This window comes from Fuerstiella sp. (genome assembly GCA_022447225.1).
In the GTDB taxonomy this organism is placed as follows: domain Bacteria; phylum Planctomycetota; class Planctomycetia; order Planctomycetales; family Planctomycetaceae; genus S139-18.
The window spans coordinates 381,831-407,151 of the sequence record JAKVAZ010000008.1; the positions used below are offsets into that span (position 1 = coordinate 381,831).

The 25,321-nt window shown below is 53.7% G+C and carries 20 protein-coding genes; 7 read left to right on the forward strand and 13 right to left on the reverse strand.

Annotated elements, in window-relative coordinates:
* Positions 1-18 precede the first annotated feature (18 nt).
* Positions 19-2,106, forward strand: a complete 2,088-nt coding sequence (gene ppk1 / locus MK110_10750; GenBank protein MCH2211773.1) for a polyphosphate kinase 1 — start codon at positions 19-21, stop codon at positions 2,104-2,106.
* A 595-nt stretch (positions 2,107-2,701) separates the two neighbouring features.
* Here ppk1 and MK110_10755 read toward each other — a convergent pair.
* Positions 2,702-3,673, reverse strand: a complete 972-nt coding sequence (locus MK110_10755) for a hypothetical protein (GenBank protein MCH2211774.1) — start codon at positions 3,671-3,673, stop codon at positions 2,702-2,704.
* 63 nt (positions 3,674-3,736) lie between these two features.
* Positions 3,737-4,000 carry a hypothetical protein gene (locus MK110_10760; protein MCH2211775.1) on the reverse strand — a complete coding sequence of 88 codons (264 nt, stop codon included), beginning with the start codon at positions 3,998-4,000 and terminating at the stop codon, positions 3,737-3,739.
* A gap of 324 nt (positions 4,001-4,324) precedes the next feature.
* Between MK110_10760 and MK110_10765 the strand changes: the two genes are divergently transcribed.
* Positions 4,325-5,623 carry a Gfo/Idh/MocA family oxidoreductase gene (locus MK110_10765; protein MCH2211776.1) on the forward strand — a complete coding sequence of 433 codons (1,299 nt, stop codon included), beginning with the start codon at positions 4,325-4,327 and terminating at the stop codon, positions 5,621-5,623.
* 147 nt (positions 5,624-5,770) lie between these two features.
* Here MK110_10765 and MK110_10770 read toward each other — a convergent pair whose 3' ends face one another.
* The 7 genes from MK110_10770 to MK110_10800 form a co-directional block, all read right to left on the reverse strand.
* A complete protein-coding gene (locus MK110_10770) occupies positions 5,771-6,946 on the reverse strand; it encodes an FAD-binding oxidoreductase (protein ID MCH2211777.1) in 1,176 nt (391 codons plus the stop codon).
* The gene (locus MK110_10775; protein MCH2211778.1) at positions 6,943-8,616 is read right to left on the reverse strand and encodes a hydantoinase B/oxoprolinase family protein; all 1,674 of its coding nucleotides are present in this window, start codon (positions 8,614-8,616) and stop codon (positions 6,943-6,945) included. Before MK110_10775 ends, MK110_10770 begins: the two co-directional genes overlap by 4 nt.
* On the reverse strand, positions 8,613-8,777 hold the full coding sequence (locus MK110_10780; GenBank protein ID MCH2211779.1) for a hypothetical protein: 165 nt from the start codon (positions 8,775-8,777) through the stop codon (positions 8,613-8,615). Before MK110_10780 ends, MK110_10775 begins: the two co-directional genes overlap by 4 nt.
* 89 nt (positions 8,778-8,866) lie before the next feature.
* Positions 8,867-10,903 carry a hydantoinase/oxoprolinase family protein gene (locus tag MK110_10785; protein MCH2211780.1) on the reverse strand — a complete coding sequence of 679 codons (2,037 nt, stop codon included), beginning with the start codon at positions 10,901-10,903 and terminating at the stop codon, positions 8,867-8,869.
* A 376-nt stretch (positions 10,904-11,279) separates the two neighbouring features.
* On the reverse strand, positions 11,280-11,900 hold the full coding sequence (locus MK110_10790) for a hypothetical protein (protein MCH2211781.1): 621 nt from the start codon (positions 11,898-11,900) through the stop codon (positions 11,280-11,282).
* Between the two features lie 45 nt (positions 11,901-11,945).
* Positions 11,946-12,980 carry a flotillin-like protein FloA gene (gene floA, locus MK110_10795; GenBank protein MCH2211782.1) on the reverse strand — a complete coding sequence of 345 codons (1,035 nt, stop codon included), beginning with the start codon at positions 12,978-12,980 and terminating at the stop codon, positions 11,946-11,948.
* Between the two features lie 166 nt (positions 12,981-13,146).
* Positions 13,147-13,776, reverse strand: coding sequence for a hypothetical protein (locus tag MK110_10800; GenBank protein MCH2211783.1), 630 nt, complete (start codon positions 13,774-13,776; stop codon positions 13,147-13,149).
* Between the two features lie 209 nt (positions 13,777-13,985).
* On the opposite strand from MK110_10800, the gene MK110_10805 reads away from it, so the two are divergent.
* Entirely contained in the window at positions 13,986-14,966 is a 981-nt protein-coding gene (locus MK110_10805) for a threonylcarbamoyl-AMP synthase (protein ID MCH2211784.1), read from the forward strand.
* 32 nt (positions 14,967-14,998) lie between these two features.
* The gene (locus tag MK110_10810; protein ID MCH2211785.1) at positions 14,999-15,562 is read left to right on the forward strand and encodes a hypothetical protein; all 564 of its coding nucleotides are present in this window, start codon (positions 14,999-15,001) and stop codon (positions 15,560-15,562) included.
* A gap of 11 nt (positions 15,563-15,573) precedes the next feature.
* On the opposite strand, the gene MK110_10815 is transcribed toward MK110_10810, so the two are convergent.
* The 3 genes from MK110_10815 to MK110_10825 all read right to left on the reverse strand — a co-directional run bounded on the left by MK110_10815 (position 15,574) and on the right by MK110_10825 (position 18,822).
* A complete protein-coding gene (locus MK110_10815) occupies positions 15,574-16,833 on the reverse strand; it encodes a VCBS repeat-containing protein (GenBank protein ID MCH2211786.1) in 1,260 nt (419 codons plus the stop codon).
* Positions 16,834-16,960: 127 nt separating this feature from the next.
* The gene (locus MK110_10820; GenBank protein MCH2211787.1) at positions 16,961-18,415 is read right to left on the reverse strand and encodes an MFS transporter; all 1,455 of its coding nucleotides are present in this window, start codon (positions 18,413-18,415) and stop codon (positions 16,961-16,963) included.
* A gap of 269 nt (positions 18,416-18,684) precedes the next feature.
* The gene (locus tag MK110_10825; protein ID MCH2211788.1) at positions 18,685-18,822 is read right to left on the reverse strand and encodes a hypothetical protein; all 138 of its coding nucleotides are present in this window, start codon (positions 18,820-18,822) and stop codon (positions 18,685-18,687) included.
* Positions 18,823-19,971: 1,149 nt separating this feature from the next.
* Here MK110_10825 and MK110_10830 point away from each other — a divergent pair.
* From MK110_10830 to MK110_10840, 3 genes are all read left to right on the forward strand, one after another.
* Entirely contained in the window at positions 19,972-20,982 is a 1,011-nt protein-coding gene (locus MK110_10830) for a Fe(3+) ABC transporter substrate-binding protein (GenBank protein MCH2211789.1), read from the forward strand.
* Positions 20,983-21,090: 108 nt separating this feature from the next.
* Positions 21,091-22,740, forward strand: coding sequence for an iron ABC transporter permease (locus tag MK110_10835; GenBank protein MCH2211790.1), 1,650 nt, complete (start codon positions 21,091-21,093; stop codon positions 22,738-22,740).
* Between the two features lie 13 nt (positions 22,741-22,753).
* Positions 22,754-23,773: an ABC transporter ATP-binding protein gene (locus tag MK110_10840; GenBank protein ID MCH2211791.1), complete on the forward strand. Its 1,020-nt coding sequence runs from the start codon at positions 22,754-22,756 to the stop codon at positions 23,771-23,773.
* 25 nt (positions 23,774-23,798) lie between these two features.
* Here the strand turns inward: MK110_10840 and MK110_10845 are convergent.
* A partial coding sequence (locus MK110_10845; GenBank protein ID MCH2211792.1) for a DUF1553 domain-containing protein occupies positions 23,799-25,321 on the reverse strand: 1,523 nt, incomplete at its 5' end.

A 25,321-nucleotide genomic window follows, 5' to 3' on the forward strand; every position in this document is an offset into this window, starting at 1 on the left:
AAGAAAGAACTTTCGGTTATGTCGAAAATGTTCGTAAATCGAGAACTCAGCTGGCTGGAATTCAACCAGCGTGTACTGGACGAAGGCCGCGATACCAAGGTGCCTTTACTGGAACGATTGAGATTCCTGGCGATCACGGCATCGAACCTCGATGAGTTCTTTATGGTCCGAATCGGAGGCCTGAAGACAGCAATCCGCCAAAATTCCGAATCGACCGGTCCGGAGGGAATGACACCTGCTGAACAACTGTCCGCTGCGACCGCTCGGGTCCATTCCATGATGGCAGACCTGTACGAATTTTTTCTGAACGAACTCGATCCCCAGCTGACGAAAGTCGGCATCCGCCGACGACATTCTACGGAATTAACCGAAGATCAAACGGCATATGTTGAAGGTATCTTTGACGAACAAATTTCATCAGTCCTGACTCCGATTGCGATCCATGATCCGTCTCGTTTTCCGCTGCTGCAGGGTCACACGGTCAATATCGCCGTTCAACTTGCGCCTGAAGAAGGACAGGATGACTTTCGATTTGCTGTCATCCCGTTCGGAAAATCGGACTTGAGATTCATCACGCTGCCTTCCGATGGAGGTTTCGAATTCATCCTTGCGGAAGATCTGATCGAGTTGTTCATCCAGCGATTCTTTCCAGGGGAAGACGTCATCTCCACGGTCGCGTTTCGAATCACCCGCAATGCTGATATGAGCGTCCGTGAAGATGATGGTTCAGATCTGCTGGCCGAAATGGAAGACATTCTGGATGAACGCAAGGAGAGTTTTTGCGTGCGTCTGGAACTTTCCGATCAGGTAACAAGCCCGCTGCAGTCATTTCTGAAATCTTTGTTACGGATTTCTGACAGCGACGTCTATGTGGTACCGGGGCCAACCGGATTCAGTGACTTCATGCGACTGGCGGACCTGAACGGATTCAGTGACTACCGGTACCCTCGATGGACTCCTAAAGACTCGCCGCGGATGGAACCTGGAGCATCCATCTTCGACGTCATTCGGGCCGGGGATGTATTGCTGGTGCATCCGTATGAATCGTTTGATCCGGTGGTACGACTGGTCAATGAATCGGCAGACGATCCGGACGTGCTGGCGATCAAACAGACACTTTACCGTACCAGTCGCAACAGTCCCATTATCGAGGGACTGATGCGAGCCGCCGAAAGCGGCAAGAACGTAACAGCAATCGTCGAATTGAAAGCCCGTTTTGACGAAGCACGTAACATTGAATGGGCCAGGAGAATGGAATATGCCGGCATTCAGGTGATTTACGGTGTTCGGGGACTCAAGACCCATGCCAAGGCCTGCATCGTCGTACGGCGGGAACCTCAGGGCTTTGTTCGTTACGTTCATTTCGGCACTGGTAATTACAACGAAATCACGGCTCGCCTGTATACGGACCTGAGCTACATGACGTGTCAGGAAGACCTGGGCAGTGACGCTGTTTCCTGGTTCAACGCAGTGACTGGTTATTCGCAACTGCAGGAACTGCGGCGACTCGTGTCCGCTCCTGTCGGATTGCGAGAAAAAATTCTGGAGATGATTTCGCTGGAAACGGAACATGCCCGGAATGGAGGCGAGGCCCGAATCGTGGCGAAATGTAACTCACTCGCCGACCCGGAAATCATTCAGGCGCTGTATGATGCTGCGCAGGCCGGCGTCAACATCCAGCTGAATGTTCGAGGCATCTGTTGTCTCATGCCACAGGTCCCCGGACTCAGTGACCGCATTCATGTGACGAGTATCGTTGATCGTTTTCTGGAACATTCACGGATCTTTTACTTCTATCACGGTGGTGACCGACTGGTCTTTATATCCAGCGCTGATCTGATGCCGCGCAATCTGGATCGTCGAGTCGAATTGTTGATTCCGATTCTGGATGAGGACTGCAAGCAGCGTGTCATCGAACTGCTGGAACTGTGCCTTGATGACAATGTTAAGGTACGCCGAATTTTACCCAACGGCGGTTACGAAACAGTTTCGACAACGTTTCCGACAGTGCGAAGCCAGGAAGAATGTCAGCGACTGGCTACAAAAGCAGAGGAACAAGCTGTGAAACGAAAGCGCATGATGTTTACCCCACAGTCACCACAGTAATCCGCAGGGGTCGATACAGACCGATGGCGGACAGTCTGTCGCAAACCAGTGTCCGGAGTTCCGGCAACACCAGGTAACCCGACCACCGAACTGTCTGAGACGGTGGACTGTGAAACCATACCGGCTTAAACAATCATGAAAGTGGCTGTGACGTCAGTGATCAGATCTCCACCGTTCTGAACTCGAACTTCACCGCTGGAGTCAACGAAAAACATTCGTTAACTTTCGATTGATCTGAACAGTTTGTCCCACATACAGCGAACGATGGTAACGCAGTGCAGGTGGTCACGGCTTTCCTGTTCCGCAGATCCAGGACACTGGACATCACGGCGTCAAGTGCCGTGAAGACGATGCCTCCATGGATAACATTGTCGTAACCGAAAGATTCTGAGTGCCCGTGAATGCAGCCTGACGCCGGCATCCAGTGAAAACTGCAGTGCAGACCGGCGGGATTGTCCGGACCACATCCGAAACACATCGGTGCCTTTTCAGTCTGACTGTCGCCGATCACAGAATTGCGTCTGTTCGTATCGCATCAGCCGCTGCTGTAACGCTGCAACATGAATTGAGATCCGCCACAAAAAACGAATGTAGACTATTCCCACCCATATGACCTGAAATACAGCGGCGGGATCTGTTCGGCGGGAGTCTTTCCTGCCAGCTTGAGAACAATTCCCATCGGCGCTGGGCCAAAATCCCGCTCATTCAAACGACCGTTGTAGGCGTTCCCGCCCCATCGCGACGACAGCGCCACCAGATCAAATGAAACAAACATCTCTGTCATCAGATCGAATACCGCCTGGCCCTCAAGCTCAGCATCGACCCCGCGTTTCTGAAGTTTCGGAATTCCCGGTCCCGGATGGTTCCATTTCCCTTCAATATGGACACCGTCGTGAACTTCGGACGTCCGCGTCCGGCCCCGGAAATGCAGCGACACCAGGTTTCCTTTCACATTGATCACCTCAGTCAGTAACTCCGCGTGTTCCACAGCTTTTTTGGGAAAGGACTTCGTATGACCCCGGACCAGATCGACAAAATGGAAACAGGCCAGTCTTTCCACAATATCGCGGGGAACCTCGTGCTTTAACCCTTTAGTCGGATGCTTTGGCACAAAAGCCTGCGCTTCATCGTTGCGAAACCACACATAGTCCAGATTGTACGCGTCCCTGTCGGGCGACGTATCCGGTGCCACTTTGCGGGGCAGGTCTCGACAGATTGAACTCAACACCAGACCATCGTAAGGATACTGACTTTTCCCTTCAGCACTGTCTCGCTCAGCGATGGCTTCGACAAACTCGTCGCTGCTCAAAAACTTCTCGTCTGCCGAAAGTTTTTCCCATTTCTCCAGACCCTGGCGTATGTGTTCTTCAACTTTCCGAGGGTCATGAATCGCTTCATGCGAACCGGACAACAGCAACCCGTTGGGCGTCGCCACAAAGACACCCTGCATGGACACTGAATCGTTACTCTGCTTCTTGATTTTTTGCATGAGGCGGCTTTCGAAGCTGGTTCCAACCCCCAGATACTTTCCCGGGCGTTCGATCTGGTCGGCTGTGGGAATCAGCAACGTAGACAAATCCTGCAACGTGGAGTCGGTCCAGACTAACTGCCTGGAACTAACACCATTGCCTCATGTGCAGCCAAGCGGATGACCGTTCATCAGGACGATCATCACAGGCTTATCATTGTTCTGAGCATCCACGATGCCCTGCAGAACGGATGTGCGCCATGCAATCCTGCAATAGGACTGCTCACTCGAATCGGAAATGACCTGCGTGCGGCATTGCGAGTGTTCGGCAGACAATAGCGGCAGCGGATTGCTGTCATCGCTACGACCGATGTTTGTCCCGTACAACAGGGTGATCGCGATGATTCCGGACACAAGGTTCTTCATAAATGTCTCCATGCTGTTATTTGAACGGCAGTCTGCCTGATGAAGTCATTGTATTGTATCATTGCAATGACGCTTTCAGTAATCGGGATGGGGAATGATTCCGGTTGAACCACGACTCCAGGTTGGATGTTGATACTGCAGTATTTTCGAATGGACTGTGTTTTCGAATGGACTGTGTTTTTTGACTCCACGGACCCGGTAAAAATCAAACCCGCCTTCGATCTTCTGTTTGCAGAGCGTGACACTGTTCCCCATACTTATTGTAGATTACGATGGGAGCAATACGGTTCGGCAGAAGACAGGAAAAAATCGGAGGCGCAGGTGATGAAAAGACGAAGTTTTCTAAAGACGAGTGCAGTGGGGGCTGCGGTTGCTGCTGGAGCAGCGAGTGACGGACGGGCTGAAGCGTCGGCCGCTAACAAAGTCACTTTGGCCGTCATGGGAGTCCGCGGCAGAGGCAGGAACCTGATCAACTACTTCGGACAGATGCCGGACGTCGATCTCGCTTACCTTTGCGACGTCGACCGGAATGTAGTCGAGCCGGCGATGAAAATCGCAGAGGAAGGACAAGGGAAACGACCCCGATTTGAAGAAGATATTCGACGTGTTCTGGACGATCCGGCTGTTGATGCCATCGTGGTCTCGACTCCGATTCACTGGCATGCCCCTGCGACCATTCTGGCCTGCGAGGCGGGAAAGGATGTGTATGTCGAAAAGCCCATCTCGCACAATGTGCGCGAGGGGCGACTGATGGTGAACGCGGCAAAAAAACATAATCGGATCGTCCAGGTGGGAACCCAGGCACGTAGCCGTCCGAATACAATCCAGTTCGTCGATGCCATCCATTCCGGCAGGATTGGAGAGGTGCATATGGCCAAAGTATGGAACTGCCAGATGCGGAGAAACATCGGGTTCAAACAGGATGAACCTGTGCCGGCCGGAATTAACTACGACCTCTGGACCGGTCCTGTTCCCAAACTGCCCTTCAACCGGAATCGCTATAACGCCACAGTCAACTGGCAATGGCATTATGGTGCAGGAGACCTTGGCAATGACGGCATCCACTGGGTCGACGTTGCTCGCTGGGTTTTGGGCGTTGATTACCCCACCGAGGTCAGCGGCATGGGCCGTAAACTCTACTTCGATGACGATCAGCAGACGCCGGATACACAGGTGCTGACCTTCAACTACGAAGACAAGGTGCTGATGTATGAGCAGCGACTCTGGAACACATATCGCATGAATGGGGGACAGAACGGCGTTGAGGTCTACGGGACCGAGGGTAAGGCGTATGTCCAGTTTTTCGATGATCTTTATCAGTACGGATACAAAATCTTCGACAAAAAGGGCCGTGAAATCCAGAGCGAGTTGGCAGGTAACCGCGACAATAATCCGCACTACGGCAACTTTATTGACTGCGTACGGACCCGAAAGACCCCGAATGCGGACATCGAGACAGGGCACATTTCAACGGCGCTTTGTCATCTGGGCAATACCGCCTCTCGCCTGAATCGTACGCTCCGTTTCGATCCTGCATCAGAAAGTTTTGTAGATGACCAGGAAGCTGACGGCTACCTGACACGAGAGTACCGACAGCACTGGTCCAGTCAGCCTTTCGTATAGAGACAACACACCGGGCCGTTCGTAACTGAAGATTCACCACCCCGCGTGAAGCGCGGCAGAACGGGGACGGGATCTGAATTACAGTCACGTGGCGGCCCTGCTGTCGTTTCGCTGCAGCGAAAAATCGGACGGTAACTGTTTGACTGCCTACGCCCGATTGCCGCCATAAGCATTTGTCAGCGGGTTGCCCTGCGCAAACCGTTTGATGTCGAACACACTGATATCAATCAGCGAAGACGCCCCTTCCGTGATGTATTCCGCCAGGCACTCGCCGACGGCAGGCCCGATTTTAAAACCGTGGCCGCTGAATCCGCAGCACAGGATCAAACCTTCCACCTCATCGGTCCGTCCAAGAATAGGGTTCCAGTCGGGTGTCACATCGTACAGCCCGCTGAAACCGTGTACCGCCAGTGCCCCGGTCAGCATCGGAAATCGTTTTTCAAACCGCTGAACGACCTCATCAATGAACACCCGGTCCGCATGGCGCGCGTAGCAGTCGGGATCGGCCACCGATTCGTAATCCTTCGGAAAACCACGACCAAGCAGCGTGCGTGTTCCGGTATGTGGCCGATAATAAATCGCCTGGGAAAAATCCGAAAACGGCATCACGGGTGGGCCACCACAAGGACCGGTCTCCAGTATGAATTCCTGCTCGCGCGTGATCTGGATTGGTAGTTCGACACCGGCCCAGGCCGCAATTTTTACAGACCACGGACCGGCCGCGATCACAACAATTGGCGCCGATATTGACTCAAAGCCAACCTGTACCGACGTCACTCGACCGTTCTGTACGGTTAGTCCGTTCACCGCGGTGTTATCCATTAACGTCCCGCCCATATCGACAAAACGACGCACATAGGCGTGAACGACTGAATTCTTAGGTTCGCAATAGCCTGAATCTTCTTCCCAGGCAATGCGACCGACGTCCGGAATCTGAATCCGCGGTTCGATCCGGTGCAATTCATCGGCCGTGAGGCATCGGGTATTGACCCCGAGAGACTGCTGCAGGGAAATATTCCTGTCGAACGCTTCAGCCGCGTGTTTCGGTACCAGGAAGGCCCAGCCGGTTCGGTGGTAGTCCGGGTCACCACCGATGATGTCGTCAAAGTTCGTAAAAACTTCGACGGATCGCTTCACCAGTTTGACCAGGGCTTCATGCGAATAATGCTGTCGGACAATAGCGGCCGAGTCACCAGTCCCGCCTGAAGCGATCAGACTCTTCTCAACAAGCACGACATCTTTCATTCCGCGCCGAAGCAGATTAAAGGCCGTTGTGCTGCCGTTGATTCCGGCACCGATGACAATCGCATCCGCTGTTTTCATTTGTGTTTATAAACCTCCCTGGCTCGCGACTCGGAAATCAACTCTTCAGCAACGTCATTACGCACCAGATCCCGATCGCGAAGTGCCGGATCGTCCCATCCGCCGCCGCCAGGTGTTTCAATGCGTAATCGATCCCCCTTTTCCAGGTATGTAAAAATTTTGGTCGGCAGCAGTTCACGAGTACCATCCGGCCTGATCAGATAACAGTGCTGTCCACGCGCGTGATGATCTGTTTTGACCCCCCAGGGCAGAAACCGACGGCGATCGGCGCCAATTGTCACAGCCGTACGGTCGGCCAGACACACCAGTTCACGAACCACGCCGCATCCACCGCGCATGCGTCCGGGCCCTTCGCTGTCGGGAATGAGTCCGTATGCGGTCACATGCAGCGGGTAGGTCTTTTCAATAACCTCGACGGGCGTGTTGCGGGTATTGGTCAGATGCGTGTGAATTCCGTCACTGCCATCCAGGTCGTGATGGGCGCCCTGTCCCCCGGCATAGGTTTCCACATAATTAAAATATTTTCCTTCTGCATCGATGCCGCCAACATTGATCAGATTCATCTCGCCGCTGCACGCAGCACACACTCTTTCGGGCACTGCCTTGAGCAGCGCCCCCAGCAGGACATCGACCACACGCTGGTCGGTCAGAATGTTGGCGTTACCGATGGCAGCGGGAAAGTGTGCATTCAGCACTGATCCTTCACGCGCGATGACGGTCAGCGGTCGATAAGCACCGGCGCAGGTCGGAAGGTCGGGATCGACAACCGCTTTAACAACATAGTAGGTGCAGGCACGACAGGCAGAGATACGGCAGTTCATCGGCCCCGAAACCTGATCACCGCTGTCACTGAAATCGGCTGTGAACTCACTTCCGCGGATTGTGACCCGGACGGCAATTCTGACCGGCTCGTCATCGGAACCATCGTCATCGAGATAATCTTCAAACGTATATTCACCGTCGGGCAGTGATTCTATCCCGGAACGCATACAGCGTTCGGCATGGTCAAGGATATGTGCCATGTAGTCGATCACCTGTTTTGCGTCCCCGGCATCGAGCATTTCAATGACTCGCTGTTCGGCCGTGCGTGACGCAGCAATTTGTGCCATGAGATCACCACGCAGCTCGATGCGCGTCCGTGCATTCTGTTCGATCAGTTCAATCAGCTCTTCCTGAATTTCACCCCCACAAATGAGTCGCACGGGGGGAATCTGCAGGCCTTCCTGGTAAATCTCTGTCACACCAAACGGCATACTGCCCGGCGAGTACCCACCGACATCAACGTGGTGCGACGTGGTTGCAGCCAGCGCCACCGGCTGACCGTCATAAAAAACGGGTGAGACCAGGGAGACATCGGGCAGATGACCGGGTCCCTCCGGGTACGGCAGGTTCGTCACAACGGCATCTCCCGGCTGCATTGCATCAATCGGGAATCGACGTAACACCGATCGAATCACCGCCGGCATGATACCAAGATGAAGTGGTGTCCCGATCTCCGCCTGGGCCAGGATCTGACCGTCAGGCAGCGCGATTGCAGCCGAACAGTCGAAACGCGTCTTAATGTTCGGCGAATAGCTCGTACGAATCATCGCAGCACAAATTTCTTCAGCCATTCCCCGCCAGCGATTTCGCATGATCTCCAGCAGGACCGGATCGGGTTTTTCCATCATGATCGATCCTCTGAATTCACAAGACGGACTTCTGCCGCCCGGATCGAAATGCGTTTCTTCAGCGTCTGACACACATCGTCAAACAACTGCGGCTCGCAGACTCCGACGAGGCTGATCGACAGCAGGTCCATATCGACGGGGAACATCATTGTCTCCAACATGTTGAAACCTGTCTGCCTATCGTCGGTGAATGATGAGGAACATTATTCATGCAGCTATTCAACGTTAATTCGACATTCAATAAATTACATCAGGTCATGGCGTCCAAAAGAATCTGTCCGTAGTCATCGACGGCTGCTCCCTGTCCGGGCCAGATCACAGTCGTACTGTCGGTTTGTTCGACGATGGCCGGACCGGTAATCCGGCAGCCAGCACCAAGGTCGCTTCGGTCATAAACCGGTGTCCTGTGACGTTCACCATGAAAGATCACAGACCGCATGGAACCCGGATCCGGGTGTCGGGAGTTTACTCTGCCACGGGGCAGCACCAGTGGCTGAATATCGAGTTCAATCGTGACCCAGATGCTAACCAGTTCCAGTTGCTGATCCGGTCGCGAAAAACCGTACATACGTTCGTGAGACTGGTGAAAATCTTCAGCAATCTGTGTGACATCCGGTGTTCCGGGTGTCAGCGGAACGGGGACATCGTGACTCTGGCCAAGATATCGAATCGCCATCGTTCGTTTGCGGCAGCTGACACCGGTGCCATCTGACGCAGCCTGTAATCGTGATGCCGTCTCTGTTTCAACTTCAGCGAGCAAAGATTCCAGACGGCCCGCATCAAGATTGTCGAGTAATTCGATGTGAGTTACGACACGATCCTCCCGCAGGTTGGACATCAGCAGACCGACAGCTGACGTCACACCAGGAGCCGACGGGACGAGTGTCTGGCCGATACCGCATTCCTGTGCCAGTTGGGCACCGTGCAGTGGCCCCGCACCACCGAACGGAATCAGCACGAAGTCGCCTGGATCAAGGCCACGTTCCACGGTCAGTTTACGAATAGCAGCTACCATGTTGGCATTAACAACTCGCACGATTCCTTCGGCAGCGGACTCCACAGCGAGTCCCAGTGGTTGTGCCAGTTTTTCCCGAATTGCACGACGTGCCGCATCAATGTCCAGTTGCATACCGCCGGCCAGCCTGGAATCTGTGGCCAGTCGTCCCAGGACAAGATTTGCATCGGTCACTGTGGGTTCGTCACCTCCTTTACCGTAGCAGGCCGGTCCGGGAAGTGCCCCTGCGGACTGCGGACCAACGCGTAGAGCATTGCCGGCATCAATCCAGCCAATACTGCCACCGCCGGCACCGATTGTGTGCAGATCCAACATGGGCGCTTTCAGAGCGATTCCATCAATTTCAGCGTCGCGTGCAAAGCTTGCGTTACCGTCCGCGATCACGGCCACATCGAAACTGGTGCCTCCGATATCAGCAGTAATGACATTTGAATTGTTGTGATGCTGTGCAATGGCCATGCCGGCCACAATACCACCTGCAGGCCCGGACAGGATGGTCTGCACGCATTCCCGGGCAGCTGTGGACGCCGGAATCACACCTCCGTTCGATTTCATGACGAACAGTGGAGCCCGTATGCCGTCCTGTCTAAGTGTCCTGTCCAGTCGGCCAAGGTATCGTTCCATGACCGGCTGCACAAATGCATTCACGGAGCAGGTACTGAAGCGTTCGTACTCACCAATTTGCGGGGACAGTTCGTGAGACGTACATACAGTTACACCCGGCAGTCGTTCACGGACCACAGCTGCAACTTCCAGTTCGTGTACCGGGTTCTCATAGCTGTGCAGCAGGGCCACGGCCACAGCACCAACGTTTGCCTCACGCAGCTGATCGACAATCGTATGAAGCTGTACAAAATCGACTGGAGTCTGTATCTCTGCGTCGGGACCGATACGTTCATTCAATTCGAATCTGAGCTGTCTGGGAATGAGCGGTTCAGCACGCCGACTGCGCAAATCATACAACCGGGGGCGGCTTTGTCGCTGAATATGCAGAATGTCACGGAACCCGGCCGTGGTGATCAGTGCAGCCCTGGATCCACGTCGCTGCAGCAGAGCATTGGTCGCAACCGTGGTGCCATGGACAAGCAGTTGAATATCATCATATTCGGCTTCTGCGTGCCGAAGGGCCTGTCGAAGGCCTTCGATCACAGCGCGATCGGGTTCCTCACGCGTACTATGGACCTTGTGAATCGCGAGTTCATTGCCCTCGTCCGTCTGGATCACCACATCAGTAAATGTTCCGCCCGTGTCTATTCCGATTCGAAAAGCCATTCTCCGCCCCAGATGCGACACATCATTTGTAACGACCGGAACCCCGCGTGGTGAATCCACCCCGCGTTCGCACAGTCCCTGTGATTCCTTCGTGTGCGGCCTGACACATCAGAAGGACTCTGTCCACGCCCCTGGATCAACAGCCGGACTGGTATCAGAATAAGACTGCGGCCGATTATTGGCATACAAAACTTATCGTCAACGGCGAATGCCGGAAGTCCGGTTTCTTTTCCCGGACGGTAACACAGCGCTCTGACAAAAAGCGGAATGCCACCACGAACCAACCAGGGATGATCGCATCAGTGTTCGTAAACTGCCTGAACCGGGAACCGTTTTTCCCGTGCGGACATCCGCATACAGTACCGCAACGCTTCATTCAACGCTCAAGCCCCCGAGGTTTCTTCAGAACTTCGTTAATGAGGATTGCCTGACGTACACCACTTCGACTTCGCAGCAAGCTGCGGAATTCATCTGCAATTGCCGGCTGAGGAGCTTCAGTTCGAGTCAGTTCGGACAATTCTGCAGGCCGATCACCCAGATGACTTTCCACTGAATCAACAATGTCGACTTCGACAAAGTCATCAGTATGGCTCTCCACATGTTCGGCTACGTGCTGTGAGATGTAAGTATCAACATGCTCACTGATACCACTGCCAAGCGAACGCGTGTTGACCGGCGTCACTTCGGTGGAGGGCTGCCTGGAATGCTCGCGCTGCGGGGACGTACGGCGCCGGATCTGCTGGGTGCGTCGGCGATTTTTTTTTGAACGTTGTTGACGCGACGGTTCCGGGGACTGCTCTGAACGCCGCTTCTTGTCAGTTGCGGCCCCAACTTCGGAAAGGAAGGCCTCAATATCGCTTTGAACCTTTTTCGGTCTGTCCGGAGGATCGTCAGCCACCCGTTGTCCATCATGCTGCGAAGGAACATTTCGCCGAAAGTGATTGATCAGTGCGATGGCGGCAAATACGAGGAATATGACAAATCTTAGATCGTTCATCTGGGTGACCTTCCCCATACACACGACTCATGACGGGACATAAATCTATCCCTTGTCAGATTCTATGCCGCGGTTTCCGTCACCAGCAATCGCTGATCGCATGGCCGTATCGGCCTGAACATTTTTCAACTCATAAAAGTCGAGTAGTCCCAGATTTCCCCCTGAGAAACCTTCAGCTACGGCGCGAGGTACTTCAGCTTCGGCCAGAACAACTTTTGCCCGATTCTCCTGAGCCTTTGCCACCATTTCCTGCTCACGTGCCCGGGCGGAGGCACGAAGCTGTTCAGCGTTCGCCTGAGCAACCCGCATATCAGCTTCCGCCTGATCTGCTGACAAACGGGCTCCGATATTTTCTCCTACGTCAATATCAGCAATATCGATCGATACAATTTCATAGGCGGTATTTCCTTCCAAACCCTGATCCAGCACAAGCCTGGAGATGTTGTCAGGATTTTCAAGTACCGTTTTATATGATTCTGTAGAACCGATTGCCTGGACAATCCCCTGACCAACACGAGCAATCACGGTTTCTTCGGTCGCACCACCAATCAACTGCTGGATATTTGTGCGGACGGTCACACGAGCTCTCGCTTTAAGCTGAACTCCGTCGCCGGCAACAGCATCCAGCGTAGAAGCTGCGTTAACGGACTCAGGACAATCAATGACCTTCGGATACACACTGGTCCGAACGGCTTCCAGAATGTCTCTGCCGGCAAGATCGATGGCCTGCGCTGTCTGCCAGTCCAGATCAATATTAGCCCGCTGAGACGCAATGAGTGCCCGAATCACATTCGGAACATTGCCACCGGCAAGGTAATGTGCTTCCAGTTTGTCCCGCGTAATCGGATAATTACGTGTGAGTCCTGACTGGACGGCCATGATCATACATCGAACGATCACCACCGGGTTGACCTTTCGCAGCCGCATCATGATCAGATGTACCAAAGAGATGCGGACTCGAGTCATTTTGCACTGCAAATAGAGACTGGCGTACTGCGCAAAGACGGCCAGCAGAATGATGGCCGATAACAGGACGAAAACAATGATTAACCACTGCCAAGGTGCGATAGCTGCCGGCACAGGGAACCCCTTTCGTCATCTGCCGTCTGACTTTGACGACACGAAATTCAACACGTTTGAAAACCGCTTTTTTCAGTAACGACTGTTAAATGATCGAGTTTAACGCGTGAACACAATGGCGGCGGATGATAATCCCGGTTTCAGTCAGAGAATCCCGCCTGCTCATCTAATGTTGGGTGTAGTTATCAGGGACATCAAAGTCAAGTTCACTGGATTTCATGCGGCCACAACCGGAGTCGGTGAGACCGTCCGGATTCGAACCGGAATCTGCCGGTGTATCAATGTCCGGTGCCGGGGCGAACCTTCTGACGACCAGACGTGTTCCTCGCGTTGCAGTAACTTCAATCGGCAGTCCGGAATCGACAAACGGACCGGTGCACTCTGCATGATGACGTTCCCCCCCGATTTCCACCATTCCACCCGGTATCAATGGAGAAACGGTTTTTCCGGCTCGTCCGATCAGATCATGTAAACGTGACTGCATTTCCAGGCTGGGTCCGTCCTGGCTTTTATTTCGAGCTTTCAAAATAACCAAACTTCCAAGTGCCGTACGTTGAATCAGATACAATGTGCCAAAAAACGACAACGGAATTCCGGCAAGCATAAAACCCAGATACGTCCAGAAGAAAGCCGGTTCCGCGGACCACCATGCCTGGTAGGCACTCCACGCAGAAATGGCCAGACAAAGAGCTGCCGACATGCCGATCAACCCGAAACTCGGCACCATCAACTCTACGCCCACCAGGAATAGTCCCACAACCAAAAGAATGGTTGCCAATACAGCAGCATCAGGCATTATGTGACCTCAGGTACCGGCAATTTGCACACGATCACCGTATTATACAGGTAACAATCGACCAACCGGCCCGTATTCCGAACAGGATGTGGATACCATTTTTTCGGAAGTAGCTTTGTCTCTGCAGGAATTCGGCGGTCTCCCCCCTGGTCCTGGGCTGATTTCAGCCAATATCCGTTTCGACGCCCCGAAAATGAGCCAGTTCTGAAGTGCAATCGACAGTCACTACACGCCTGATTCGTAACGTGCCGGAGGCCTCCGAGCGGCTTAAGTCCGGACAGGTTGTCGCGTTTCCAACAGAAACAGTTTACGGTCTGGGCGCCAGTGCGCTCAACACTGAAGCAATTTCCCGAATCTTTGAGGCAAAACAACGTCCTCGATTTGACCCGTTAATCGTCCACATTGCTGACGTTCGTCAGCTGTCGGACGTGGTTAGTGAGATTCCCGCTGCCGCACGCCAACTGGCGAAACGCTTCTGGCCAGGACCTCTCACACTGGTACTTCCAAAACGTGACACGATTCCCGATCTGGTAACGTCAGGGTTACCTGGTGTCGGAGTTCGTATACCAGATCATCCGCTGGCTCTCCGGCTGTTAAAGGAAGTCGAATGTCCGATCGCAGCACCCAGCGCCAATCCGTTCGGTGGCGTCAGTCCCACGGAAGCACAGCACGTTCTGCAGGGACTCAGCGGCCGTATTGATGCCATCATCGATGGTGGGTCATGCGGTATCGGACTTGAGAGCACCGTGGTGTCATTAATGAGTCAGAAACCAGTCGTATTGAGACTGGGTGGGTTGCCGCTGGAGTCGATCGAGGAAGTGACCGGACCGATCCAAGTTGCTGTCAGTGATTCGAAACTAAGTGATCAAGCACAACCTGCTCCAGGAATGCTGAGTCGACACTACGCCCCGGAGACATTAATCGTTACTGTCGATTCCGATACCGTGATCACGCCGACGCATCCGCGGTCGGCATTGCTTACCTGGGGACCGACTGTGGCAGGCTGCGAACGTTTCACTGCCGTAGAGAATCTTAGTAATACCGGCGACCTGGCCCGATGTGCGGTAAATTTCTTTGCCGCGATCAGAAGGCTCGACGCAGCAAGTCCTGATGTTATTATCGCCCGAAAGTTTCCTGATCAGGGACTGGGTCGAGCTCTCAACGATCGGCTAAAGCGTGCCTCTGGTTAAGGTATCGGGATACGACATATGGGAATGCCAGGATGAAGACCAATAACAAACGGCTGATTGTTCTGATTGCGGCGTGCTTTGTAACCGTGTTTCTAAGAATCCAGGACACGCCGGTTCCACTGGACTCAATGATCGCACTGACATTGTTATGCGGAGTATTGGTCCGCCATCCTGCCATCATTATTCTCCCACTGGCCATCCGCCTGCTGACCGATTCGCTGTTGTGGTACAATACGGGATACGGGTTTTATCCCAGTATGCTTTTCGACTATTCCGCCTATTTGCTGATCGCGTTGATCGCCAAATACCTGCCGATGTCGCAATACCTCAAAGTTGTAGCAGGTGGACTCGTCGGGCCGTGTCTGTTTTTCGTCGTAAGCAACCTGGGCGTGTGGGCGCTTTGGCCGGATACGTATGCGTCCACGCTGGCAGGGCTCATGAACTGTTATGCACAGGGGTTGCCGTTCCTGCGGGGCTCGGTCATGGGAAATTTCGTGTTCGCCCTCATTTTCCTTGGGGCATGGCACGTTGCGGTTGCCGTTGAAACAAAAGAGGCACTCGCTGCTGTCAAAACCGACAGCCGCAATGAATTGTAAATTTGTCGCGGTCAGCGTTTCTGTAAAAGTACATTCACGCCCTTTTTGTTTGACAGAATAATGTCCGGGCGGTCGTCGGCATTCATGTCTCGAATCATGAACTGAGTACCAACTCCTGTGTCACGTCCGGCCACGATTTCATGTGCCAGGAACTTTGGTGCACGGTGCTTTTCGGCTTTGAATTCGTACCAGTACATGACGACCGCTTCCTTGCTGCCCGGGTCGCCGCCGTTGTGCGCGTAGAATCGTTTTCCGGTGACGTAGTCCAGCTGACCATCTCCGTTAATGTCCACTTCTTCCATAGCGTGCGTTTGTGAATAAGAGTCGTCGATTGTGTGCAGCTGCCATAATGCGCCATCACCTGGATTCTCTGCCCACCAGACACCGTATTTATGCGCCGAACTGAGAATCAGATCTGCGTCGCCATCCAGATCGAAATCACCAGCATAAATATTGCCGCTGTCAGGAAGTGGCTGTTCACCTTCCGGCGTGGAAATTCGAATCGGGTGGAACTTCCACAGGGCCGGCTCGTTAGTATTTCCGGGTGATTTCCACCAGCCGGATCTGACGATGACGTCCTTGTGACCGTCCATGTCGACATCGGTAACTCCCAGACCGTGGGAATAACGGAATGACCCGTTGTCAGAACCTCGATTTCCGGCCTCTTGGGGCATGGCGGACGGTGTGCTGATTGGGTGAAACACCTGAGTTTCGGATGCTGCTGCTGAACCAGGAAGACGCACAAATCCCATCTGTGCCTCCGGCTGCGAGCCCAGTACCAGTTCCGGAACACCATCGCTGTCAAGGTCTTCAAATTCCGGTGACTCGTTGCAGGCACTCGTCCAGATTTGATGTTCAATCCAGTCGCTGCCGGAATGTCCGGGATTACGATACCAATGGAATGGTTCGCCGGGGAAACCAATCAAAATAACGTCGTTCCAGCCGTCACCATTCACATCATAGGTAAAATTACAAAAGCTGTTGCTGTAGCCCTTGCCGGCAACGAACTCACCGGGTTCACGGACTTCGCGAAGAATCCACTTCGAAGCATCGAGGTGGTCAGGTGTGTTGTATTTTGGAGCCTGGTACCAAACATCTCCGGCAACGACATCGATTGCACCGTCATTGTTGAAATCCGCAGCAGCTGCTCCTTCTGAACGAAAGCGAGCGTCCAGCTGAATGCGGATCCAGTTTTCGTCTTCATCGGCCGTGCACAATGCAGTTGCCGAACAAACAAGCGCGGCTGTCATCAGTTGGAGCAGTCGATGCATTTCAGTGGATTCCCGTTGCAGAATGAAGGTGTGTGTGTGCGCCACTGAGTCTAAGGCACGATTCCGACAGTTGTCAGATTTTCCAGAGAGGCTGAAATCCCTGTCGTAAAATGCGTTGACACTGTGACTATGATTCTGTGCGGTTCTTCACCTTCGAGGCCTTCAATCGTCTGATCTGAACAGCACCCAGTACCATGAGTCCGGCCGCCAGATAATATGGAGTCGCAGTTGACACACCGAGCAGCTGCACTCCCGTGTAGGGTCCTAGTATCCGCGCCAGCGACGACAGGCTTTGACCGGTTCCCAGCACAGCACCCTGCTCGTCACCAGATGCGGCAAGCGACAGCAGCGATTGCAGCGACGGTGTCACCGCTGAAAATCCAATAGTAATCACCGGCAGGATATACCAAAGTACAGAACCAGGCAGATAGCCATCACTCGTCAGGCCAATGACGACAAATCCAAATACCATCAGGGAGACACCCATGATCGCCATAAGATGTTCGCCAAATCGAGGAAGCATTCGACGTACCAGCACTCCCTGTCCGATCATCAGCACAAACCCGATGTACGCAAAGAACACAAAGTTACTCGTATCTCCGTAACCAAACTCACGCGTCAGCAGCGAAAGCGTGCTTTCAAACTGTGCAAAGGCGAACGTTGTTATAAAAATGGAGATAAGAATTGAGGCAAACACAGGTGTTCGCAGGTGCTGCTGCAGCGATCCCAGATTCAAACCACGTTGAGATTTCAGCTCTGTATTTGCGGTCGGTCGCGATTCAGGCAGCCGGGCGAATGCAAACAGGAACGCCATAAACGACAGACCGGCAGCAATGAATCCAGGTAGCTGCGACGGGCCTTCCCGCAGAGCAGCTTTCGTTTCAGATCTGGAACGTGGCAGTTTGAAATAGCGGGTCAATGCTGCCGAATCTCGCTCCGAGAGTTGTCCCAATTCCTCAATAACCGTCTCTGTTGCTAACGAGTCAGCGGAATCAGGCCAGGCCTTGACAACTGCCAACTGAGAATCTGTCAGAGCCAGACTCGGTACGTCCGAAGTATTGGCAGCTCCGATCAAAGGGCCAAACGTAAAGCCGATTCCAAACGCCACTCCAATCAACGCCATCCCTTTGCCACGACCTTCTGCGCCTGTGCTGTCGGCGATTACTGCCTGCGCTGTGGCTATCGTGGCACCGGCAATGCCCGCGCCGATTCGGGTGATGAACAGCCAGGGGATCGCTCCCAGTCCAAACAATAACTGTCCGCGTTCGAATCCAGACACATAGCCGAACAACAAATACGAACAGGTTGAACCCAGCAATCCCACAAGCAGGACGGGCCGTCGTCCGATGCGATCGGAGAGGCTGCCCCACATCGGTGCAAAAAAGAACTGCATTGCCGAAAAAGACGCCATTAACAGTCCAAGCGTCGAGAGCGACGCCTGGAAATGGAGGCCGTAGCGAGGCAGCAGCGGCAGAACGATTCCGAACCCAAGCAGATCAATGAAAACAACAACAAACACAATCAGGAGTGTCGTTCGGCGGGATTTCAACTTGCCAATGTCTGTTGATTCCGTTGCGGTCATTGGGTTTCTGTACAAGGCTGCTAAAAAATAAGGTCACTGCAATCGACGAGGGACAAGTGTCGCAGATTCCAACGTTGTCTGCAAAAGTACAGAAAATTCGGGCATCCCACCTGCCAATTCAGACTTCGCCTCCCCCTGCCGATCACGAACGTTCCTCGACAGCAGACAGCTGCGCAGCACAGGCATGTGGAACATCTCTGACGCACTGAGAACCAACTCCGCGCAACGCATGAAGATTCGCACACAGTTTTTCACAAGCCGGAACACTGTCACAGGTTCTCGATCCGCATCGGCACTTTATTCTTTTGATTGTGTGTCATTAACAGGTGTCGCCGGATCGATTCAGTAGCATGACCGTTGAGCAATAACTGCTTGCCATACGCTTCTTCGGTATCGTGTTGACTCAATGGTTGACCTCCAACGACTGTTCTTACTTCAACAATGACCACACGCGGCAACGTTGGAGCCGTCCCCTTGGCACGGCGTGTGGCTTGTCTGCACGTAAGGTCCGGGCCAGCCACAACATGTCTTTGTTATGCTACCTGGATATTGATCGCAAAGGTTGATCTCGACAAGATTTACATCATCGACTCAACCAGGCAGATTCGGGTACCGGCTACCGGTGTTGTTTGAAAATGGGTTCTGCGTTTGTGAGTCCTCGTGCTTCCTATGCCCGAACAATGCCCAACACAAAGATCACTCCGATCACAAGTAGTGACCCAAAGGGCATCATGAATATCAAAAAACGTCTTGCCGGTTGAACTTGCTGAGTCCCGACCATCGTGCCTCTGAACCGGAACGGGTTCAAGGACTTGAGACCAACAACACAATGCCCGGCCGACAGTGGCCTGCAGGCCGGGCGTGCCACCTCTTTGTCAAAGTTCTAAGTAATTGACTTGAACCTGCCCTCACTCCCGACTACCCTGAGACCGAGTCTCAATCTCATTCACAACTGAGTGAATCGACATGTCTGCGAGGATGTCAGGATGAAAGCTGAAACATAGAAGCAACTGCATCCTAAAGATTAGTTTTTCCCTCTGTTCCCATAATTTGGCGGATTGTCTGGAGCTCGTCCAACGGTGTTTGGATGCAGATCCGAATGACCCTCCAGTCCGGGCTATGTGGATTAATCCACTATTTGAGGTAACGTTTTCGTGAGTCGGTTAATGCATTGGAATATACAGCACTTCTTGCTCCCCTTTGTGCAGTGAGCCGATTTTACGTGGGCCACGCCTACGCCAAAACAAACAGGTTGTTACATGCCCAAGATCTGCTGCCGAAACTTGTAGAAAACCCGGACATCGCAGCCAAATTGGGTTCCGTTGGTCGTCCGGATCCGGCTATCCGGACCTGTCAACGTGTGGTGGAACGTAATCGCAGGCAGTTCCGGGCGCACCATGACCTCAGTTTTTACAGTGGAAAGGCTGGACTCAGGTCTTGCATTCTCGGCAGGTCACTCGGTACCCGTTTCGGACTTTAGGATTTGCTGCGTTACCAAACCACAATCAACTGTCGGCCAACTGCCTGACAGATATTTTTTATCACAGGAGAATTTCATGTTGCGATCGGTATTGGGATGTCTCACTCTTTTGCTGTTTTCCTCGTCGAGCCCGGCTGCCGAAGTGGTCAATGTCTATTCGGCGCGTCATTACGATACGGATGATGAGATCTATTCTATCTTCGAGAAACAGACAGGTATTCAGGTCAAACTCATCGAGGGCAACTCAGACGCACTGCTTGCGCGACTTAAACGCGAGGGCAAACGCAGTCCGGCAGATATTTTTATCACGGTTGATGCCGGGCGACTCTTTCAGGCAGAACGCCAGGGCGTGTTCCAGCCGGTTTCCACAAGCCTGTTGATGAAACGTGTACCTGCAAACCTACGTCACCCCAAGGGACTCTGGTTTGGTCTCACCAAGCGAGCCCGAATCATTTTGCGATCGAAGACTCGCGTCAAGGACGGGGAAATCACCAGCTACGAGGATCTCGCCAAACCAAAATGGAAAGGGCGAGTCCTGATTCGCAGCAGCAGTAATATCTACAATCAATCGCTTGTCGGATCGATGATCCAGGCGCATGGAGAAAAAGGGGCGGAGACGTGGTGCCGCGGACTTGTTGCCAATATGGCTCGTAAACCCCAGGGGGGAGACCGCGATCAAATTAAGGGGGTTGCGGCCGGAGAGGCTGATGTGGCTGTTGCCAACTCCTATTATTTTGCTCGAATGCTGGGTGGAACACCGGAAGAAAAGGCTGCCGCGGCCAAAGTCGCCGTTGTATTCCCGAATCAGAAAGATCGTGGTACACACGTTAATGTGTCAGGTGTCGGTGTCTGCACACACGCTCCCAACAAATCCAATGCAATCAAGTTCGTGGAGTTCCTGACGAGTCCGATCGCCCAGAAGACCTTTGCGGCGGGAAATAATGAATACCCTGTGGTTAACGGGGTAGAAACCGTCCCCGTATTGAAGAGTTTTGGTAAATTCAACGAGGACAATGTCAACGCTGCTGCCTTCGGCGGCAACAATGCGACAGCGGTTAGAATCATGGATCGGGCGGGTTGGCGTTAGGACTCGGCTTACCGAAGTTCTACTCCCCGTTTTTTCCAGTACGCGAACGCGGTTGTCGCGGGCGTTCGCGTATTCACAGAATGTAAGCTGTCACGATTTGAGTGTGTCATGAATCCTGGGCGACGTTCAGTCTGGCCCGTTCTTTGCTGGACATTCACTACACTCCTGTCGGTACCGCTCCTGTCGATTCTTTGGAGTGTGACTAAAGACTCAGATGGGGTCTGGCAGCATCTTTCTGAGACGGTGCTTGGTGATTACATTACCAATACGCTCATCCTTGCCGTTGGGGTGGGTATGGGAACGACGCTGATCGGTGTTTCGACGGCCTGGATCGTGACCAATTGCCGATTTCCGTTGTGCCGCATTTTGCGTTGGGCTCTGCTGCTTCCACTGGCCATTCCAACGTACCTGTCAGCATATGCATTGACCGACCTGTTTCAGTTCAGCGGACCCGTACAAACATGGTTTCGTGAACTATCGGGATGTGAGCGTGGGGACTACTGGTTTCCGGAAGTTCGTTCTTTGCCGGGTGCGATCACCATCCTTACGTTCGCCTTGTATCCGTACGTTTATCTTGCCGCGAGCACCGGATTTTCCAGTCAATCCGCTTCAGTCACCGAGGCCAGTCGCACACTGGGTACCGGGCCATGGGAACGTTTTTTTCGCCTGTCTCTCCCCCTGGCCCGACCGGCGATTTTCGCAGGTCTTGTCCTGGTCGTGATGGAAACACTGGCTGAGTTCGGGGCGGTGGATTATTGCGCAGTGGACACTTTCTCAACAGGGATCTACCGAACCTGGATCAGTCGAGGATCTCACACGGCGGCTTCTCAATTATCTGTCTGCCTGGTCGGAATTGCGGGGCTTGTTTTCTTTTCGGAAATGATTGCCCGTCAGTCCGCAAAATTTCACCACTCGACTCAGAGGACTCGCATGGCAGAGCCGGTAGTATTGGGAAGGGCCAAAGGATATTTGGCCACAATTTTGTGCCTGACACCAATCTGTATCGGATTCCTGTTACCAGTCGGCCGGTTCATCGCGATGACGATTTCCCACGGGGATTCGCGGGCAGCCGAACTACTGGGTGGCTTGATCACAAACAGTCTGCTGGTGGCGTCACTGGCGATGATCGTTACAGTTTTCTGCGGATTACTGCTGGCCTGCTTACGACGGGCAACCTCGTCGCCGGTCACACAGACGGCCGTCCAGGTCGCAGGAATGGGGTATGCCATCCCCGGTGGCGTTATTGCCATCGGAGTACTTGGCCCAATCTGGTATCTGGAAGGTCTGGTGCTGGAATTCATCGAACAGTTCACGAACAAAGACCCGGGACTCTTCCTCAGCGGGACACTGCTTGCTGTTCTCATGGGTTACCTGGTCCGGTTTTTGGCAATTCCGTTGAACTTGATTGGAGCGGGATTTACCAGGATACCGCCCGCGATTGACCACGCAGCCAGAACACTTGGATCATCACAGGTCGGAATGTTAGCTAGGGTGCACCTGCCACTTTTACGTGGCAGTCTCCTTTCCGCATCCCTGTTGGTGTTTGTGGACGTACTGAAGGAACTGCCGGCCACCCTGATCCTGCGGCCATTTGATTTCGATACTCTTGCAGTGAGGGTCTACCATCTGGCCAGTGACGAACGACTCTCAGAGGCATCGACACCGGCACTGGCTATAGTGGTGGCTGGCCTGATACCGGTCGTTCTCCTGACACGTATGATGGATGATCACAGCACCGCCATCGGATCGCTTCAGTAACGGGCAGGAGACAATGACCAGTCAGACGGGCCTTAAAATACAGAATGTCACTCACCGCTTTGACCAGTTGGAAGCAGTTCAGGATGTGACGTTATCTGTTCCTCCGGGAGAAATCCATTGCCTGCTTGGCCCTTCCGGAAGCGGAAAATCGACATTGCTGAGAATCATTTCAGGGCTGTTACGACAACACCACGGGACGGTAACCATCGGTAATGCTGTTGTCTCAGATGATTCGAAACATCAACTGGCAGAACACCGTCACGTCGGATTTGTTTTCCAGGACTATGCTCTCTTCCCACACCTGAACGCACTACAAAATGTACTGTTTGGCATGTCCGCCAGGCGGAGCCAGGTCAGCCAGCAAAGAGCCCGGCAATTGCTTACCGATGTGGGACTGGAGAAACACCTGCAGTCGATGCCACACACTCTCAGCGGTGGTGAGCAACAACGAGTTGCCCTGGCCAGAGCCATGGCGAAAACACCCAAAGTCATGTTGCTGGACGAACCGTTTTCCGGACTTGATGTCCAGCTGCGTCAGGATGTACGTGAAACGACATTACGAGTCCTCAGAGCGTCGAATATTTCGACCGTAATGGTGACACATGATCCCGCAGAGGCAATGTCATGTGCCGATCGTGTTAGCGTTATGTATCGCGGGCGGATTGTTCAAACCGATCAACCACACAGTATCTACCGTGACCCGGTGGACGATCGGATCGCCCGGTCGTTTGGTCTGGTCAATGTCGTCCCTTTTGAGGAGCGTGATGGCAGGTACCTAACTCCTTTTGGAGAATGGGCCAGAGAAAGACAACGGTCGTTTAAACAACCAGGCTACCTTTTGGTACGGCCGGAAGAACTTTTTCTTGGTCCGCCGGTCGACGGCGATCCTGAATACGATGTGGTAAGAGTCATTCCTGAAGCCGCCACAGTTATTTATGAAGTTCGCGGAAACGAAACTCCGACGATCTACGTGAGGTCACTCGCCACGGAACCGCCAATCGAATTCAAACGGGTGAGCATAAGCCTCAGATGAACAGACTCTGCCTCCAAGGTTGTGGCTAGCTGCTCGTGAGACTCTCGTCCAAATTCAGGATCAGGCTGGCGACGGCCGCGTAAGCGGCCAGGTCGGCAGACGCAATATCAGCGGCAGGTTGACGCTGGCCGCGATCGCTGAGATAGGCCTGCGCTGCAGCCGGGTTTTTCGAGAATTCTGCCAGACGATCCTGAAACTCCAGCAGCAGGATGCGCAGTTCTTCCGGAGTGGCTTGCCGCGACGTGGCCAGGCGAAACGCCAGACCGATTCGTTGTTCGGGCGACTGACCGCCTTCGCGATAAACACGTTCGGCCAGCACGCGGGCGGCTTCAACAAACTGTGGATCGTTCAACATCACGAGGGCCTGCAGGGGTGTATTCGTCATTTCCCGGCGAGTTCGACATTTGGTGCGGCCATCCGCTCCCAGAATTCGCAGATTGGCAGCCGGGATCTGGCGTTTCCAGTAGGTGTACAGGCTGCGGCGGTACAGATCAGATCCGGTACCTTGACTGAATCTGGTGTTTGCAGCTCCGATGGCGTTCGCGCCGAACAATACCGATGGCTGGTAGGGATTGACTCCCGGACCGCCCCGTTTGTCAACCAGCAGACCACTGATGGCCAGGGCGTTGTCTCGCAGGAATTCCGCCGGAAGCCGACGACGGGGCCCGCGGGCCAGCCAGCGATTTTCCGGATCCAGACCGGCCAACTGCCTCCCCAGAACACTCGACTGGCGGTACGCGGCCGATGTAACCAATGTTCGTAACAGCCCTTTGACGTTCCAGTCGGATTCCACAAAGCCAACGGCCAGATGGTCGAGCAGCGCAGGATGCGCCGGCAATTCACCCTGTGTTCCCAGATCCTCAGACGTCTTGACAATGCCGACTCCAAAACACATTTGCCAATAGCGGTTAACAACCACGCGCGCCGTCAACGGATTCGCAGCGTCGGTGAGCCAGCGGGCCAGTCCCAGACGATTCGATGGAAGGGATTCCGGATAAGGCATGATGCTCGCCGGTGCCGCAGTGTTGACGACGTCGCTGCGGCGGTCGTACTCGCCGCGAATCAGCAGGAAGCCGGTACGCATCTTCTCTGTATCGCCGGCGATCATGGTAACCGGCACCGCCGACTCCACTCGTTGCTTTTCCCTGGTTAACTGTGTTTGTTCCTCGCGCTGCTGTTGGAAGCCGGGCCATTGTTTTCGATAAAGGTCCAGCTGTTTTGAGCGTTCTTCAGGCAATTTAGTTCGAACCAGTGCAGTGGCATCCCCCGTGGTCTCAACACTGAGTCCCTGCAGTGCCTCAGTGCGCACTTCCAGATTTAAACTCTGTCCGTCCATCAGCGTGACAGGTGGATCGACTCCCAGCAACACAGGTTTCTGGTTGAGTATCAGTTTGGTTTCACCGGCGAATTTGAGCGGGATGGGTTTGTCGCCGCTGGCGTTGATAACCTGACCACTGACCACCTGCAGTAGAGTGGGACTGCGGGCCTGCCATCGCAGAGCGGTAAGCGGTCCGGGTTGCGAAATCAAGGGCAGAGTGTACGTCAGAC